The 16,479-nt window shown below is 64.2% G+C and carries 12 protein-coding genes; 8 read left to right on the top strand and 4 right to left on the bottom strand.

Going from position 1 to position 16,479, the window contains the following annotated elements; genetic code table 11:
- Positions 1 to 47 precede the first annotated feature (47 nt).
- On the top strand, positions 48 to 818 hold the full coding sequence (locus WA950_RS11270; protein WP_424551806.1) for an SDR family NAD(P)-dependent oxidoreductase: 771 nt from the start codon (positions 48 to 50) through the stop codon (positions 816 to 818).
- 12 nt (positions 819 to 830) lie between these two features.
- On the opposite strand, the gene WA950_RS11265 is transcribed toward WA950_RS11270, so the two are convergent.
- Positions 831 to 1,826: an MDR family oxidoreductase gene (locus WA950_RS11265; protein WP_424551805.1), complete on the bottom strand. Its 996-nt coding sequence runs from the start codon at positions 1,824 to 1,826 to the stop codon at positions 831 to 833.
- A 127-nt stretch (positions 1,827 to 1,953) separates the two neighbouring features.
- Between WA950_RS11265 and WA950_RS11260 the strand changes: the two genes are divergently transcribed.
- From WA950_RS11260 to WA950_RS11230, 7 genes are all read left to right on the top strand, one after another.
- Positions 1,954 to 2,847, top strand: coding sequence for a LysR family transcriptional regulator (locus WA950_RS11260; RefSeq protein ID WP_424551804.1), 894 nt, complete (start codon positions 1,954 to 1,956; stop codon positions 2,845 to 2,847).
- A gap of 183 nt (positions 2,848 to 3,030) precedes the next feature.
- Positions 3,031 to 3,510 carry a formate dehydrogenase subunit gamma gene (locus tag WA950_RS11255; RefSeq protein ID WP_424551803.1) on the top strand — a complete coding sequence of 160 codons (480 nt, stop codon included), beginning with the start codon at positions 3,031 to 3,033 and terminating at the stop codon, positions 3,508 to 3,510.
- A complete protein-coding gene (locus WA950_RS11250; RefSeq protein ID WP_424551802.1) occupies positions 3,507 to 5,063 on the top strand; it encodes a formate dehydrogenase beta subunit in 1,557 nt (518 codons plus the stop codon). Before WA950_RS11255 ends, WA950_RS11250 begins: the two co-directional genes overlap by 4 nt.
- The gene (locus WA950_RS11245) at positions 5,060 to 5,278 is read left to right on the top strand and encodes a DUF4287 domain-containing protein (RefSeq protein ID WP_424551801.1); all 219 of its coding nucleotides are present in this window, start codon (positions 5,060 to 5,062) and stop codon (positions 5,276 to 5,278) included. The genes WA950_RS11250 and WA950_RS11245 overlap by 4 nt, the downstream gene beginning before the upstream one ends.
- A gap of 59 nt (positions 5,279 to 5,337) precedes the next feature.
- A complete protein-coding gene (gene fdhF, locus WA950_RS11240) occupies positions 5,338 to 8,217 on the top strand; it encodes a formate dehydrogenase subunit alpha (RefSeq protein WP_424551800.1) in 2,880 nt (959 codons plus the stop codon).
- A gap of 8 nt (positions 8,218 to 8,225) precedes the next feature.
- Positions 8,226 to 9,059, top strand: a complete 834-nt coding sequence (gene fdhD / locus WA950_RS11235) for a formate dehydrogenase accessory sulfurtransferase FdhD (protein ID WP_424551799.1) — start codon at positions 8,226 to 8,228, stop codon at positions 9,057 to 9,059.
- A gap of 8 nt (positions 9,060 to 9,067) precedes the next feature.
- Positions 9,068 to 9,337 (top strand): formate dehydrogenase subunit delta, encoded by a 270-nt coding sequence (locus WA950_RS11230; protein ID WP_424551798.1) that lies wholly within the window; start codon positions 9,068 to 9,070, stop codon positions 9,335 to 9,337.
- Positions 9,338 to 9,400: 63 nt separating this feature from the next.
- Here the strand turns inward: WA950_RS11230 and WA950_RS11225 are convergent, their stop codons facing one another.
- From WA950_RS11225 to WA950_RS11215, 3 genes are all read right to left on the bottom strand, one after another.
- Positions 9,401 to 11,167, bottom strand: coding sequence for a methyl-accepting chemotaxis protein (locus WA950_RS11225; protein ID WP_424551797.1), 1,767 nt, complete (start codon positions 11,165 to 11,167; stop codon positions 9,401 to 9,403).
- 383 nt (positions 11,168 to 11,550) lie between these two features.
- A complete protein-coding gene (locus WA950_RS11220) occupies positions 11,551 to 12,027 on the bottom strand; it encodes a chemotaxis protein CheW (RefSeq protein WP_424551796.1) in 477 nt (158 codons plus the stop codon).
- 242 nt (positions 12,028 to 12,269) lie between these two features.
- Complete coding sequence (locus WA950_RS11215; protein WP_424551795.1) at positions 12,270 to 16,439, bottom strand: translocation/assembly module TamB domain-containing protein; 4,170 nt, start codon at positions 16,437 to 16,439, stop codon at positions 12,270 to 12,272.
- Between the last annotated feature and the right edge of the window lie 40 nt (positions 16,440 to 16,479).

Here is a 16,479-nt window from a genome sequence, read left to right as displayed (position 1 = left end):
CACTTTTTGTGATACTGGCGATCGGCAGGACATCGGGAGGAAAGCACATGTTTCATCCATCCTTATTCAAGGGCGCCAACGTGGTCATCACCGGCGCGGGGCGTGGCATCGGACTGGAAATCGCCCGGCAGTTCCTCGATTGCGGCGCGCATGTGCTGCTGCACGGCGGCCGCTCCGCGCACGGGCCCCTGCCCGATTTCCTCGAAAACGCCGTTGCGGAAGCCCGCGCCCATATCGTCTATTCGGACTTTCTCGTCGAAGGCGGCATCGGCACGCTCCTGCAGCGGGTGGATGGCCTCTTCCCGCATATCGACGTGCTCATCAACAATGCCGGCACCATGGTCGGCCGCTTCCCTGCGGCAGACCTCACCGACGAGCAATACGAAACCGTCGTGCGCCTCAACCAGACCTCCGTCGTCGAGGTGACGCGGGCGCTGCTGCGCTCGCTTCGCCGTGCACCGCAGGCGGCGATCGTTAACACGGTGTCGATTTCGGCGCTGACAGGGGGCAGCCCCGGCTCCGCGATCTATTCGGCGACCAAGGCTTTCGTCGCGACCTATTCCAAGGGCCTTGCCCGCGAGCTTGCGCCAGAGGGCATCCGCGTCAACTGCGTCTCGCCGGGCACCATCACCACCGACTTCCATTCGCGCTACTCGTCCGCCGAAAAGCTGGAGGCGACGCGCAAGACCATTCCGCTGCAACGGCTCGGTACGGCGGAGGATTGCGCCCCCGCCTATCTCTTCCTCGCCTCCAATGCACTGTCCGGCTACATTACCGGCCAGGTGCTGGAGGTGAACGGCGGCCAGCTCATCTGCTAGCCGCCCTCGCCTTCAGGCGCGCACGTCGATGACGACACGCCCCTTGACCTTGCCGTCCAGAATGCGGTCGGCCAGATCCGGCAGATCGGACAGGCGATGCTCGACCACCATCGCTTCGAGCTTGTCCATCGGCAGATCAGACGCGATGCGGTTCCAGGCATCGACGCGATGGTCGTAGGGCCGCATGACCGAATCGATGCCGAGGAGACTGACGCCGCGCAGCAGGAACGGAATGACCGTGAAGGACGGCACGCCGGCACCGGCCGCAAGCCCCACGGAGGCGACGACGCCGTCATATTTCATCTGCTTGAGCACGCGCGCGAGCATTTCGCCGCCGACCGCATCGATGGCGCCGGCCCAGCGTTCCGATTCCAGCGGCTTGCCCGTGGCCTCGGCAAGCTCGGCGCGCTCGATGATCGTCTCTGCGCCGAGTTCCTTCAGGTAGCCTGCCGTTTCCGGCCGCCCCGTGACGGCAGCGACGGAATAGCCGAGCCTAGCCAGAAGCGCGACGGCGACGGAACCGACCCCGCCGGCAGCCCCCGTCACGAGAACCTCGCCCTTCAGCGGTGAAAGCCCGGCCTTTTCCAGCGCAATGACGGAAAGCATGGAGGTGAGGCCCGCCGTGCCGATCGCCATCGCCTGCCGGGTGGACAGTTCATCGGGCAGCGGCACCAGCCAGTCGGCCTTCACTTTCGCGCGTGTCGCGTAGCCGCCCCACCAGACCTCGCCGACGCGCCAGCCTGTCAGCACCACCCGGTCGCCCGGCCGGTAGCGCGGATCGTCGGAGGCCTCGACCGTGCCGGCAAAATCGACGCCCGGCACATGCGGGAAGCTGCGCACCAGGCCGCCCTTGCCGCTGATGCAGAGCCCGTCCTTGTAGTTGAGCGTCGAATATTCGACCGCGACGGTCACGTCGCCATCGGGAAGCCGCGCATCCTCCAGTTCCCGTAGCGATGCGGAAACCGTACCGTCCCCGGCCTTTTCGACCAGCAATGCCTGAAATGTCATGGCGTCCTCCTCGTGATCTCCAAGGGCACGCATGACGTGATCCCTTTACCGCCCCAAGATATAGGGCGCGGGGCATTGGTGCCGCCACTGTTCTTTTGTATCAAGAGCGTGGAGGCGCCGTTCGCAGATGATAGACAAGCTCGAATATTTCATTGCCCTGGCCCGCGAAAGGCACTTTGCCCGGGCGGCGGAAGAGCTCGGCATTTCGCAGCCGACGCTTTCGGCGGCCATACGCCAGCTCGAGGACCAGCTCGGCGTCATGCTCGTCGTGCGCGGCTCCCGCTTCCAGGGCCTGACACCGGAAGGCCAGCGCGTGCTGGAATGGGCGCGCCGCATCGTCGGCGACACGCGCACCATGCGCGAGGAGATGCGCGCCGCGCGCACCGGCCTTTCCGGCCATATCCGGCTCGCCGCCATTCCGACGACCCTCGCCCTGGTGCCGCGCATCACCGCGCCCTTCCAGGAAAAGCACCCGGACGTCACCTTCTCCATCGTCTCGACGACCTCGATCAAGATCCTCGGCCTGCTGGAAAACCTCGAGATCGACGCCGGCCTCACCTATCTCGAAAACGAGCCGCTCGGCCGCGTCACCAGCGTGCCGCTGCTGCATGAGCACTATTGCCTCGTCACCGCCAAGGGCGGCCCCTTTTCCGATCGCGAAACCGTGACCTGGCGGGAGGCCGGCAGCATTAGGCTTTGCCTATTGACCGCCGACATGCAGAACCGCCGCATCATCAACCGGCATTTTGCCGAGGCCGGCGTCACGGTCGAGCCTTCGCTCGAATCCAACTCGATGATCGTGCTGTTCTCTCATGTGCGAACGGGACGCTGGTCCAGCATCATGCCGAGAAATGTCGCCAAATCATTTGGATTTCCTGAGGGAATAAGTATAGTTTCACTTGTCGATCCCGATCCGCACCACACGGTCGGTCTCGTCGCCACGCACCGCGAGCCTTTTACTCCGCTCGTGTCCGCCTTGCTGCACGAGGCCCGCACGCTTGCTGAAAAAGGGATGGATTGATAGTTTTTTTCTATCAATCAACGGGACAGCTTTATTGACCCGCCGCCTCCGTACTGAGAAGCTATTCAACAATTCTGCGAGGAGCGACAGGGTTCCGGTCTTCGTCGAGCAATATCAATAGCATCGACGCGTCAGGACCCCTCTTCTTCCGTGGTTCATTCGTGTCGGTTGGGAGGCCTGACCATGAATGTGCATGTCACCGGCAGCGATGTCGGAACAAGAACGCTGGCAATCGTCAGTGAATTGAAGGGGCTCGAGGGGCCGCTTCTTCCGATCCTGCACGAAATCCAGGCCGAGTTCGGCTATGTGCCGCAGGAATGCCTGCCGGTCATTGCCAGCGAATTGAACCTGTCGCGCGCCGAAGTCCACGGCGTCGTTTCCTTCTACCATGACTATCGCGACCATCCGACCGGACGACACGTCCTCAAGCTCTGTCGCGCCGAGGCCTGCCAGTCGATGGGCGGCGATGAAATCGCCGAACGCATCAAATCCCTGCTCGGCATCGATTTCCACCAGACGACGCTCGACGGCGCCGTGACGCTCGAACCGGTCTACTGTCTTGGGCTCTGTTCCTGCGCACCCGCCGCCATGCTCGACGGCGAGTTGCACGGAAGGATCGATGCGGACCTTGCCGGTGAACTCGTTGCGGAGGCACGCCGATGACCGTTCGCATCTACATTCCCCGTGACGCCGCCGCCCTCGCACTTGGTGCAGATCGCGTCGCCAGTGCGCTTGCCCGCGAGGCGGACGCCCGCAATCTCGACATTGCGATCATTCGCAACGGGTCGCGCGGCATGCACTGGCTGGAGCCGCTGGTCGAAGTCGAGACCGCCGAAGGCCGCATCGCCTATGGCCCGGTGAAACCCTCCGATATTCCCGGCCTGCTCGACGCCGGCCTCACCGCTGGCCAGGCGCACGCCCTCTGTCTTGGCGCAACGGAAGAAATTCCGTTCCTGAAGAACCAGACCCGCCTCACCTTCGCCCGCTGCGGCGTCATCGATCCCGTCTCCCTGGCCGACTACAAGGCCCATGGCGGCCTCAGGGGCCTCGAAAGAGCCATCGCGATGGCGCCCGCCGAGGTGGTCAAGGAAGTCACCGACAGCGGCCTGCGCGGCCGCGGCGGCGCCGGGTTCCCGACGGGCATCAAGTGGAAGACCGTTCTCGACGCCCCGGGCGACAAGAAATACATCGTCTGCAACGCCGACGAGGGAGATAGCGGCACCTTTGCCGACCGCATGATCATGGAAGGCGATCCCTTCGTGCTGATCGAGGGCATGGCGATCGCCGGTCTCGCGACGGGCGCAACGAAGGGTTACGTCTATACCCGCTCGGAATATCCGCACGCCATCGCCATCATGAACGAGGCCGTCGCCGTCGCGCGGGCCGCCGGCGTGCTCGGCCCCTCCGTGCTCGGCTCGCAAAAAGCCTTCGACATGGAAATCCGAGTCGGTGCGGGCGCCTATGTCTGCGGCGAGGAGACGGCCCTGCTCAATAGCCTCGAAGGCAAGCGTGGCATCGTGCGCGCCAAGCCGCCGCTGCCGGCGCTGCAGGGCTTCCTCGGTCGCCCGACGGTGGTCAACAACGTCATCTCGCTCGCCTCCGTGCCCGTTATCATGGACAAGGGCGCCGCCTATTACCGCGACTTCGGCATGGGCCGCTCGCGCGGCACGATCCCGATCCAGATCGCCGGCAACGTCAAGCATGGCGGGCTCTATGAGACGGCCTTCGGCCTGACGCTCGGCGAGATCATCGATGACATCGGCGGTGGCACCGCCTCCGGCCGCCCGGTTCGCGCCGTGCAGGTCGGCGGTCCGCTTGGCGCCTACTTCCCCCGCGCCCTGTTCGACACGCCCTTCGACTACGAGGCCTTTGCCGCCAGGGACGGGCTCATCGGCCATGCCGGCATCACCGTCTTCGACGAGACGGTCGACATGCTGAAGCAGGCCCGCTTCGCCATGGAATTCTGCGCCGTGGAAAGCTGCGGCAAGTGCACCCCCTGCCGCATCGGCTCGACACGCGGCGTCGAGACGGCCGACCGGATCGCGCAGGGCATCGAACCGGAGAAGAACCGCGAGCTTTTGACGGACCTGTGCAACACCATGAAGTTCGGCTCGCTCTGCGCGCTCGGCGGCTTCACCCCCTATCCGGTCATGAGCGCCATGACGCATTTCCCGGAGGACTTTTCGCCGGCGCCGATGGTGGAGGCTGCGGAATGAGCGAGACCGAAAAGGCAAAGGGCCCGGCCTCCTACTTCCCCTCCATCGAGGAGAAGTACGGCCAGCCGATCGAGCACTGGAAGGCAATCGTCCGCGCGCAGGACGGCAAGGCGCACATGCAGATCGTGGCGTTCCTGAAGGAAACGCGCGGTCTCGGCCATGGCCATGCCAATGCGCTCGTCGCCGCCACCCTGGCCGAGACGGCGAAGTCCTAGAATTGAACCCAAGCCGCCAGGGCATGCCCGCGGCGCCAAGAATTGTCCCGGAGGTTTCCATGCCCCTCGTTCACGAAATCGACTACGGCACCCCCGCCTCCCGTTCGGAAAAAATGGTGACACTCACCATCGACGGGAACGAGATCACCGTTCCGGAGGGCACCTCCATCATGCGCGCCTCGATGGAGGCCGGCATTCAGGTGCCGAAGCTCTGCGCCACCGACATGGTCGATGCCTTCGGCTCCTGCCGCCTCTGTCTCGTCGAGGTCGAGGGCCGCAACGGCACACCCGCCTCCTGCACGACGCCCGTGGCGCCCGGTATCGTCGTCCATACCCAGACGAGCCGGCTGAAGCAGATCCGCAAGGGCGTGATGGAGCTCTACATCTCCGACCATCCGCTCGACTGCCTCACCTGCGCGGCCAATGGCGATTGTGAGCTGCAGGACATGGCCGGCGCCGTGGGCCTGCGCGACGTGCGCTACGGCTACGAGGGCGACAACCACGTCAAGGCGCGCAGCAATGGCGAGGCCAATGCCCGCTGGATGCCGAAGGACGAATCGAACCCCTATTTCACCTATGACCCGTCGAAGTGCATCGTCTGCTCGCGCTGCGTGCGCGCCTGCGAAGAGGTGCAGGGCACCTTCGCGCTGACGATCGAGGGCCGCGGTTTCGACAGCCGCGTTTCGCCCGGCATGCACGAACAGTTCCTCGAATCCGAATGCGTCTCCTGCGGCGCCTGCGTACAGGCCTGCCCGACGGCGACGCTTACCGAGAAATCGGTCATCGAGATCGGCCAGCCGGAACATTCCGTGGTCACGACCTGCGCCTATTGCGGCGTCGGCTGCTCCTTCAAGGCGGAAATGCGCGGCGAGGAGCTGATCCGCATGGTGCCGTGGAAGGACGGGCAGGCCAACCGCGGCCATTCCTGCGTGAAGGGGCGCTTCGCCTACGGCTATTCGAACCATCGCGACCGCATTCTCAATCCGATGATCCGTGAAAAGATCTCGGATCCGTGGCGGGAAGTCACCTGGGAAGAGGCCTATGCCCATGTGGCATCGGAATTCCGCCGCCTCCAGTACCAGTATGGCCGCGATTCCATCGGCGGCATCACCTCGTCCCGCTGCACGAACGAGGAAACCTACCTCGTCCAGAAACTGATCCGCGCCGGCTTCGGCAACAACAATGTCGATACCTGCGCCCGCGTCTGCCATTCGCCGACCGGCTACGGCCTCGGCCAGGCCTTCGGCACCTCCGCCGGCACGCAGAACTTCGATTCCGTCGAGTTTACCGATGTCGTCATCGTCATCGGCGCCAACCCGACGGATGGCCATCCGGTCTTCGGCTCGCGCCTCAAGAAGCGCCTGCGCCAGGGCGCCAAGCTGATCGTCATCGATCCGCGCCGCACCGACCTCGTCTCTTCGCCACACGTCAAGGCCGCCTACCACCTGCCGCTCAGGCCCGGCACCAACGTCGCGCTCGTCACGGCGCTTTCCCATGTCATCGTGACGGAAGGCATCTATGACGAGGCGTTCATCCGCGAGCGCTGCGACTGGTCGGAATTCGAGGACTGGGCCGCCTTCGTCGCCGAACCGCGCCACAGCCCGGAAGAGACCGAGGCGCTGACCGGCGTGCCGGCCGAAATGGTACGGGGCGCCGCGCGCCTCTTTGCCACCGGCGGTAATGGCTCGATTTACTACGGCCTCGGCGTCACCGAGCACAGCCAGGGCTCGACCGCGGTCATGGCCATCGCCAACCTTGCCATGGCAACCGGCAATATCGGCCGGGAAGGCGTCGGCGTGAACCCGCTGCGCGGCCAGAACAACGTGCAGGGTTCGTGCGACATGGGCTCCTTCCCGCACGAGCTGCCGGGTTACCGCCATATTTCCGATGATGCGACCCGCGAGATCTTCGAGAAGATGTGGGGCGTGACGCTCAACAACGAACCGGGCCTGCGCATTCCCAACATGCTGGACGCCGCCGTCGAGGGCACGTTCAAGGGTCTCTATATCCAGGGTGAGGACATTCTCCAGTCCGACCCCGACACCAGGCATGTCTCCGCCGGCCTTGCCGCCATGGAATGCGTCGTCGTGCAGGATCTCTTCCTGAACGAGACGGCAAACTATGCGCATGTCTTCCTGCCGGGCTCGACCTTCCTCGAAAAGGACGGCACCTTCACCAATGCCGAGCGCCGCATCAATCGCGTACGCCGCGTGATGACGCCGAAGAACGGCTATGCGGACTGGGAGGTCACGCAGAACCTCGCCAAGGCGATGGGCCTCAACTGGAACTACAGCCACCCCTCCGAGATCATGGACGAGATTGCCGCGACGACGCCAAGCTTCGCGCTGGTCTCCTACGACTATCTGGAGAAGGCCGGCTCCGTTCAATGGCCCTGCAACGAGAAGAACCCGCACGGTTCTCCCATCATGCACATCAACGGCTTCGTGCGCGGCAAGGGTAAGTTCATACGAACGGAGTATGTGGCGACCGACGAAAAGACCGGCCCGCGCTTCCCGCTGCTGCTCACCACCGGCCGCATCCTCAGCCAGTACAATGTCGGCGCCCAGACGCGCCGGACGGACAATGTCGTCTGGCACGAGGAGGACCGGCTGGAAATCCATCCGCACGACGCCGAAAATCGCGGCATCCGCGAGGGCGACTGGGTGCGTCTTGCCAGCCGCGCCGGCGAAACGACGCTGCGCGCCCTCGTCACCGACCGCGTGGCGCCGGGCGTCGTCTACACGACCTTCCACCATCCGACGACACAGGCGAACGTCATCACGACCGACTTCTCCGACTGGGCGACGAACTGCCCGGAATACAAGGTGACGGCCGTGCAGATTTCGCCGTCGAACGGCCCGTCCGACTGGCAGATCGAATATGACGAGCTGGCGCGCCGGTCCCGCCGGATCGCCGGAAAGCTGGAGGCAGCAGAGTAGGATTGCGCGTGCCGGACTTTGCCACCACGACCAAGGTCACCGAGACCGCCCGCCGCAGCGGGCGGCTCGTCGCCGGCGATCGTTTCGTGCCGGAGGAGACGCCGATCGCCTTCTCCTATGCCGGCTCGACCCATGCCGTGATGATGGCGACGCCCGCCGACCTTGAGGATTTCGCTGTCGGCTTCAGCCTGACCGAAGGCGTCATCAGCGATCCGGGCGAGATCGAAGCCATCGAGATCATTGCGGAAGACAAGGGCATCGACGTGCAGGTCCGTCTTGGCGATGTCCAGAACGACGCCTTGACGGCCCGTCGCCGCCACATGGCGGGTCCCGTGGGCTGCGGCCTGTGCGGCATCGAATCGATCGAGCAGGCGGTGCGCGTGACACAGTCCGTTCGTTCGTCATCACTTACATTGAGCGAAGACGAGGTGGTCGAGGCGGTGCGCTTGCTGAACGGCCATCAGCCGCTGCATATGGTAACGCGCGCCGTCCATGGCGCCGGGTTCTACGTGCCCGACACGGGCCTTGTCGCCGTGCGCGAGGATGTCGGGCGGCACAATGCGCTCGACAAGCTCGTCGGCGCCGCGCGACGCGCCGGCCATGCCGGCGGTGCGGGCGCAGTTGTCGTGACAAGCCGCGTTTCGGTCGAGATGGTGCAGAAGACGGCGATCATCGGCAGCCCGTTCATCATTGCGATTTCCGCGCCGACGGCGCTCGCCATCCGCACGGCGGAAGAGGCCGGCATGACCTTGATCGCGCTCGTGCGCGGCGAGGAATTCGAGATATTCACCGGTGCGGAACGCATCGTGTCCGGCCCTCGGCGCCGGATCGGCAACGGCTAGGAGACAGCATGTCGGAAGGCAACAAGATCGTCAGGATGGCGAACCAGATCGCCATCTTCTTTCACTCGCAGCCCGCAAGTGAACGCCCGAAGGGCGTGGCGACCCATATCAACAAGTTCTGGGAGCCGCGCATGCGTCGGCAGCTCTTCGACCTCATCGACAATCACAATGGCGAAGGCCTCGACGAACTGGTTCTGCAGGCGGCCCCCCTCGTCCACCGCCCCGCGCCGGCGGAAATACCCGCCGCGACCCGGGATAGCGCGCCCGCTGCACGCTGAACGCCATTCCCGAAACACAAACGGCCGGCATTGCAGCCGGCCGTTTTCATTTTCGATCAGACCTCAGAACTCTTCCCAACTCTCCGCTGCCTGCGCCGCGGAGCCGCGCGGTGCCCGCATGGTGCGCGCCACGGCATGAAGTTGTGCCACGGGTGCCGCCGATGGCGCCCGCTGGCTGGATTTCGCGCTTCCGGCAAGACGGAACCGCCGGATGAGACCGTGCAGCGCATCCGCCTCACGCGCCATGGCGTGGCTTGCCGCTGTACTCTCCTCCACCATCGCCGCATTCTGCTGCGTTGCCTGATCCATCGCATTGACCGACAGGTTGATCTCGCGAAGCCCCGTCGACTGTTCACGGGAGGCTTCGACGATTGCGGTAACGTTGAGATGGACCTCCGCGACCTGCACGAGGATTTCCTGCAGGGCCCGTCCCGTCTCATCGACAAGCGCCACCCCACTCTTGACCTGCTCGCCAGACGTGGTGATCAACGCCTTGATGTCCTTGGCCGCACTGGCCGAGCGCTGGGCCAGTTCCCGGACTTCCTGCGCCACGACAGCAAATCCCTTGCCGGCCTCGCCCGCCCGCGCCGCTTCCACGCCGGCATTGAGCGCCAGGAGGTTGGTCTGGAAGGCAATATCGTCGATGACGCCGATGATATTGGAGATTTCCCGGGACGATTGCTCGATCTGGCCCATCGCGCCGATTGCCTGCTTGACGACCTCGCCGGATTTTTCTGCCCCGGCCCGCGTCTTGCTCACCAGCTTGCCGGCCTCGTCGGCCCGGCGGCTCGAATCGGCGACCGTCGTGGTAATTTCATCGAGCGCGGCAGCGGTTTCCTCCACGGAAGCCGCCTGCTGCTCCGTCCGCTTGGCGAGATCGTCCGCCGCAGCGCGGATTTGCTGCGCACCAGAAGCAATCGCATTGGCATTGATCTCCACCGTCTGCATTGCTTCATGCAGGCCGGCAACGGCCTCGTTGAAGTCCTTGCGCACCACCTCCATCGAGGGCACGAAGGGCGTGGTGAGGTTCTGCGTGAGATCACCTGCCGACAATGCCTTCAGAGCGCCGCCAAGCGTATTGATCGCCGACATGCGCTCCGTTACGTCAGTCGCGAACTTGACGACCTTGTAGACCTTGCCATTGAGATCGCGGATCGGGTTATAGGCAGCCTGGATCCAGATTTCCCGCCCGCCCTTGCCGTAGCGCACGAACTCGTTGGCGATGAATTGGCCTTCCGCAAGGCTCTTCCAGAAATCTGCATAGGCCGGGGTCTGGGCATAGGTCTGGTCGCAGAACATGCGGTGATGCTTCCCGCGGATCTCGGAAAGATCGTAGCCGAGCGCCGCGCAGAAGTTCTCGTTGGCGGTCAGGATCTCGCCGGTCGGCGTGAATTCGATCATCGCCTGCGAACGGGAGATCGCATCGAGCTTGGCTGCGTCTTCCGTCGCCTGAATCTTCACCTGGGTAATATCGGTGGCGAACTTGACGACCTTGTAGGGCTTGCCGCCGCGAACGATCGGATTGTACGTCGCCTGGATCCAGATCTCGCCGCCATCCTTGCGCAGTCGCTTGTAGCTGTTCGAATCATATTCACCCCGGCCGAGGCGCGCCCAGAACTGCCGGTATTCCTCGCTCGCCACATAGGCCGCGTCGCAGAATATACGGTGGTGCTTGCCCACGATGTCCTTCAGTTCATAGCCGAGCGCGCGGCAGAAGTTCTCGTTGGCCGTCAGGATATTTCCGGTGAGATCGAACTGGATCACGGCCTGTGAGCGCGACAGCGCGTCGATGATATGGCCGGCATCCAGGGACTTTGCAATTGAAAGCATGACCTGTCCCTCTGTGCGATGACCTGGGTCTACTTGGGATCGCCCGTGGCCATCTTCAATTGTTGGCGCTCTGACGTGGGCCGCATGCGGGCCACGAATTCGTAACAAGTGAATTCAACGCACGTACCGATCCGCTTCGACGTTCTGTACGCGACTGCAATCAAAGATAGAGGTGACGATTTAAGGATTAATGAAAATCAAAGGGCGATATATTAGACTTGGTTTCATAACAACGACTTAGAGAGCGCCGGCCTAACGCTACGTAAGTCCGCCTCCAATCTATTGAGAAGATATTCTCGTAATGGTTGCATAAATTTTCGAACAACAAAAAACCGCCGGGCTTTCGCACGGCGGCTTCATGCTTCGCGTCTGTCTTCAGGCGGTCAGGCCGCCATGTCTTCGACGTCGCGCTCCTTGAACATGCGCGCCAGGTTCAGGAAGCATATCATGCCGTTCTCGTGGGCGATGATGCCTTCGGCATAGGCCTTGTCGAAGGAGGTCGTCACTTCCGGCACGGGCTGGATCTGCTCGCTGCGGATGGTGAGAATGTCGGAAACCCGGTCGACGACAAGGCCGACGACCATGCTGTGCACTTCGGCCACCACAATGGCGCTGCGCTCATTGGCTTCCGTGCTCTTCATGCCGAGCTTGTGGGCCAGATCGATGATCGGGATGACCGTGCCGCGCAGGTTCATCACGCCGATGACATCCGGCGGAGAATGCGGGATCGGTGTGGACGGCGCCCAGCCGCGGATTTCGCGGATCGTCGTCGTCTTCACGCAGAACTCCTGTTCATGCAGACGGAATGCGATGATTTCGAGCGTATCGCCGGTGAAGCCGGTCGTCTTGATGGAGGTCATCGGAACTCTTTCCAGTTTGATCTGCGTCGTGTCCCGATCCTATGCACGTCCTGGTTAAAATCTTTCAAACGCCGGACCGTTTGCTGTATCCCGGCATGCAAAAGGCCCCGCGTCACCGCAAATCAAGACGGGAGCGGAACTGACGGGAAGTGGCGTGCGGGCTCGCGCGCCGCGAGGAGCAGGCCAGAGGATGACGCCTCGGCATGAAGACGCCGGATGCAACAAAGTGCCGGCGCCTGCCCTCAATATTCCTTCTCGTAGAATATGCCCGCACCCGCGCTGCCGCTGCTGCCTGCCTCGCCGCGCAGCTTGAGGCCGCGGCCGACGTCGAGGTTGATCACCGCCTTGGCGCCGTTGGTCTCCGGATCCTGCTTCAATTCGATGTAGGTGCGCTCGTTCAGGTATTTGCCGGCAGAGACCGCCGCCCGGCCTTCCGCGTCCGTCGTGATGTCGAGGTCGTCGACGCCGAGCTTGCTGCGCAGACTGTCGAGCAGCCCCGTCGACTTGCCTCCGGCAAGCTGGCTGGCGGCAGAGGCAAGCTGCGCGATCTGCATGGCCGACAGGTTCGACATCGAGCGATTGAAGATCAGCTGGGCAAGAATCTCGTCCTGCGGCAGGGAGGGCGAGGACGCGAAGGTGACCGTCGGGTTGCTGGCAATGCCCGCCACAGTCACGGTGATTTCCGTCGTACCCGCCGTGCTCGCCGCGACCAGATTGACAGTTGGCACCAGGCCGCCGGCAAAGCCGATATGAGCGCTGGTGAAATCGAGCCGGCGCGTCAGGATCTCCATGCGCCCGCGCTCCAGATCGAAGCCGCCGGAGACGACCGGAGACGTTGACGTACCGCTGATGCGCAGGCTGCCGCCCATTTCCGCATTGATGCCGCGTCCGCGCACAAAGAGCTGGCCGGGCGACGTGATGGTGAGATCGAGCGCAATGCCGCGCGAGGCGTTGCTGCTGCCTTGCTCACGCTGCACATCGGCCGTCATGCGCTTCACATCGGCCGGCGCATTGCGATGCTTGATGTCGATTTCCGACAGCGAGGCCGGCAGCTTCTGCGGGATGACGATGCTCGCCTTGTTGATGACCACCTTGCCGGCCAGCGCAAGCGCGGCCACCGGGCCTTTCAGCGTGAGGTCGCCCGTCACATTCGCCGTCACCAGCGTTCCGTCGACATAGGTGATATCGCCGAGCTTGACTGCCACATCGACGGGAAAGCCGCTCGCCGGATCGATGCCGACCGTGCCGCTTGCTGAAAGCTGCCCGCCGCTCGCCAGCTTGCCGGAAACGGTTTCGATCACAGCCTGCCGCCCGTCCATGGTGACGCGGATGGTGAGGTCGTTCACTGCAAGATTGCGGCGCACATCGACGAGGCGCGCACCGCCTGCCGTGATGCTGCCCGTCACGGACGGCGCCGCGGCCGTGCCGCCGATGGCAACATCGACATTGGCATTGCCGGTCAACACGAAACCTTGCGCGGAAAGCTGGCCCTGCAACAGGCCGAACGGCACCGTGCCGTTGAACTTGAGCCCAAGCGGCGTCGCCCCGCCGATGCCGACCGTGCCGCCGCCGCGGAAGGAAAGACCACCCGCGCCGGAGAGAACCGTGTCGAGCCGCAACTGGTTGTTGGCAAGTTCACCTTTTGCATTGATGTCGAGTGTGCCTATGCCCGCACCGCGGGTCTGGCTCGTCACCGCGCCTTTCCAGTCAAGCGCATAATTGACGACGGGTGCCGTCGCCTTGCCCTTGACCGACACCGTGCCGCCGATCGTGCCGTCCGCATCGAGCCCCGCGGCAAAATTATTGACGAGCGCAGCCGGCAATGCGTTGAGTCGAACCGACAGGTCCAGCGTCTCGCCCGCCTTGCCGGAAATGGCAACGGACCCGCGCCCGGCCTGGATGGTGAGGCCATCGAGCGTTGCAATCCCGTTCGCGACGGTGATCGTCGAAGGTTTCGCCAGCTTCAGCGCAATGCGCCGTGGCGCAGCCTCGACGGTTTGCAGGGCGACCTCGAGCCCGCCGTCGCGCTGCAGGATCTTGCCTTTCGTCACCAGCGGCGCGCCATCGAGACGGCCGGTAAGGTCGAAAATGGTCGCCTGCCCCTCGCGCGCAAAATCGAGCTTCAGGGATTCGATCCGGTTTTCGCCGGACGCAACCCGCTCGGCGCGCACCGTGCCGGTGATCGCGGCGGTGGCGAGATCCGTGATGGTGAGGTCGACGGCCGGTTTGGTGATGCTGACAGCATCGCGGCGGATCGCAGAGCCGGACGCCTGCATCGTCGCGGATGTCTTGCCGCCGGCGGTCGCGATTTCCAGCTGGCCGGAAAGATCGCCGGCCGCCTGCTGGCCCGCCATGGCGGCGAGAAGGCCGAGATCGGGGAAGTTGAAGCGGATCGTACCATCAGGCATGAAGTTCTGCGCAAGGGCAAGCGAACCCTTCAGCGTGTTGGGACCGATCTCCGCCTCCAGCACCGGCACGGAGATGCGCCCGCCCTCCGAGGTGATGCTGGAGCGCACGTTGATCGCCTGCCCGTCGAGCGCGCCGGTCGCCGTCAGCTCGCCGGATGGACTGTCGGCCACGGCCTTGCCCTTGAGCGTCACGACGAGATCGCTGAGGGTACGGCCGGACAGCGTCGCACCGCTCGAAGTGACCTTGGCCGAAACATCGAGCCCATCGACAGGACCAGTGGCGGAGACGTCGAATTCGGCCTCCCCGGCTGCATCGGCAAGCAGCTTGCCGAGGTTCACCACCTTGCCGGCAAGCGCGGCTTCCAGATTGCCCTTGCCAAGCGAGACATTGCCCGCCGCCTCCAGCGTACCGGACTTGACCTGAAGGCCGGACACCTGAAGTCGGCCATCGCCGGCAAGCTGAACGCGACCTTCCATGGCGATCGTCGTATCGAATTTGCCGGAAAGGGCCGGCGGCAGAACGGCCGGCAACGCGAACAGGCGGAAATTGACGTCGGCCTCGCGGCTTTCGAGCCCGTAGCGCCCCGACAGCGTGCCGCCGATGCTGGCGCTTTCGAGGGTCGCGGGATCGAAGGCGATCTCCTGCGGCGAGACGTCCAGCGTCGCGACAAGCTTTGCCGGCCCCTTTACCGCGCGGTCGAGATCGGGATTGGTGAAGGCCGTGAAGCCGGTTTCCAGCGTGGCGTCGATGCGGCCGGACTGGCTCGCAACGTTGAAGGCATCGCTTTTCGCCGTCAGGCGGATGTTTTCTATCCGGCCGGCCGGAAGCTCGGCCGAAGCAACCGCCGCGTGGACTTCAAGCGCCGCCGCACTCGCCTCACCCGTCAGGGAAAGATCCGCGCCCTCGATCAGGACGCGCGCATCGCCCTCCGTGAGCGGCCAGCGAAAATCGATCGGCCCATCCTTGCCGGCAAGTTTGACGTCGAGATCGTTCGCCCCCTTGGCGCTCAGCGTGCCCGAGGCGGCGAGCGTCATCGCACCCGTCGCAATCGACCCCTTCTCGATCCGCAACATGTCAGACCCGTCAAAGGCCGCGACCACGTCAATCCCGGTCTCGCCGGCGAAGAGCGGGCGAAGCTGCGGCGGCATCAGGGCATCGAACGTACCGCCGCCCTTGAGGGCGACCGTGTGGAGACCGCTCGCGGCAAGATCATGGCGGCCATCGACGCGCAGCATTTCCGTGCCGTCGAGGGCGGCCGAAAGGCGTCCCTTCCATTGCGACAGCGGTCCGTCGCCCGTCAGGTGGAGCGAGACGGCAGGATCGTTCGGCAGCTTGAGCAAGCCAGCCAGAATACCGCCCTTGGGCTCGGCGACATCGGCCTCGAGCCGAAGCACGTTCTCAGCGGGATTGAAGACGATATCGGCGGCGATCCGCGCATCTGGCCGCGCCGTTTCGGAAGCCGAAAGCTTGACCGCAACGCTTTCGGCCGTGGCGTTACCGCGACCCGAAACGACGATGCGCTGGTCACGCCCGGCGATTGCGCCAGACACGAACAGCTCCGGGATCGCCAGCGAGCCGATATGCACCTCGACCGGGAGCGAGAATGGCTTGTCGGATTTCTCCGCTTCCGCCTTTGATTCCGGCAGCCGCAGCAAGGACACGGTGGACGCGGACACACGCGACGCGTCGAAGTTGAAGAACAGAAGCTGGAGCGGCGACCAGTCGACGGCGAGGTCGCGGATTTCCGCATAGGTGCCCTTCTCGTCGCCGAGCGTGACGGCGCCGGCGCGCAGTTTCCCGGTCAGCAAGCCGGAAGGCTCGCTGATGGAAATCACCTGCCCGCTCGCGGCCGCGATCTTCTGCGCATAGGAAACGGCCATCCGCGCGCCCGTATCGGTAAACCCGACGAAGCCCAGCACAGCGATAGCAAGCACGAGCAGAACGGCAAGGCCGTAGCCGAGATAGCGGAGCGTGGCGCGGAGAATTCGGGACAGCCTGTTCATGCTTCATCCATTTCGCGTGCGGGGAGCGCGGAATCGCTCC

Origin of the sequence: Shinella sp., from assembly GCF_049651085.1 — a bacterium.
Lineage (GTDB): Bacteria > Pseudomonadota > Alphaproteobacteria > Rhizobiales > Rhizobiaceae > Shinella.
Note: the sequence above shows the minus strand (reverse complement) of the source record. Positions and strands in the feature narration are given on the sequence as shown.

Coding starts and splice junctions, on each gene's coding strand:
- WA950_RS11255 (WP_424551803.1), top strand. CDS start 3,031: ATGAATGTGCATGTCACCGGCAGCGATGTCGGAACAAGAACGCTGGCA.
- WA950_RS11215 (WP_424551795.1), bottom strand. CDS start 16,439: ATGAACAGGCTGTCCCGAATTCTCCGCGCCACGCTCCGCTATCTCGGC.
- WA950_RS11250 (WP_424551802.1), top strand. CDS start 3,507: ATGACCGTTCGCATCTACATTCCCCGTGACGCCGCCGCCCTCGCACTT.
- WA950_RS11260 (WP_424551804.1), top strand. CDS start 1,954: ATGATAGACAAGCTCGAATATTTCATTGCCCTGGCCCGCGAAAGGCAC.
- WA950_RS11225 (WP_424551797.1), bottom strand. CDS start 11,167: ATGCTTTCAATTGCAAAGTCCCTGGATGCCGGCCATATCATCGACGCG.
- WA950_RS11265 (WP_424551805.1), bottom strand. CDS start 1,826: ATGACATTTCAGGCATTGCTGGTCGAAAAGGCCGGGGACGGTACGGTT.
- fdhF (WP_424551800.1), top strand. CDS start 5,338: ATGCCCCTCGTTCACGAAATCGACTACGGCACCCCCGCCTCCCGTTCG.
- WA950_RS11270 (WP_424551806.1), top strand. CDS start 48: ATGTTTCATCCATCCTTATTCAAGGGCGCCAACGTGGTCATCACCGGC.
- WA950_RS11245 (WP_424551801.1), top strand. CDS start 5,060: ATGAGCGAGACCGAAAAGGCAAAGGGCCCGGCCTCCTACTTCCCCTCC.
- WA950_RS11220 (WP_424551796.1), bottom strand. CDS start 12,027: ATGACCTCCATCAAGACGACCGGCTTCACCGGCGATACGCTCGAAATC.
- WA950_RS11230 (WP_424551798.1), top strand. CDS start 9,068: ATGTCGGAAGGCAACAAGATCGTCAGGATGGCGAACCAGATCGCCATC.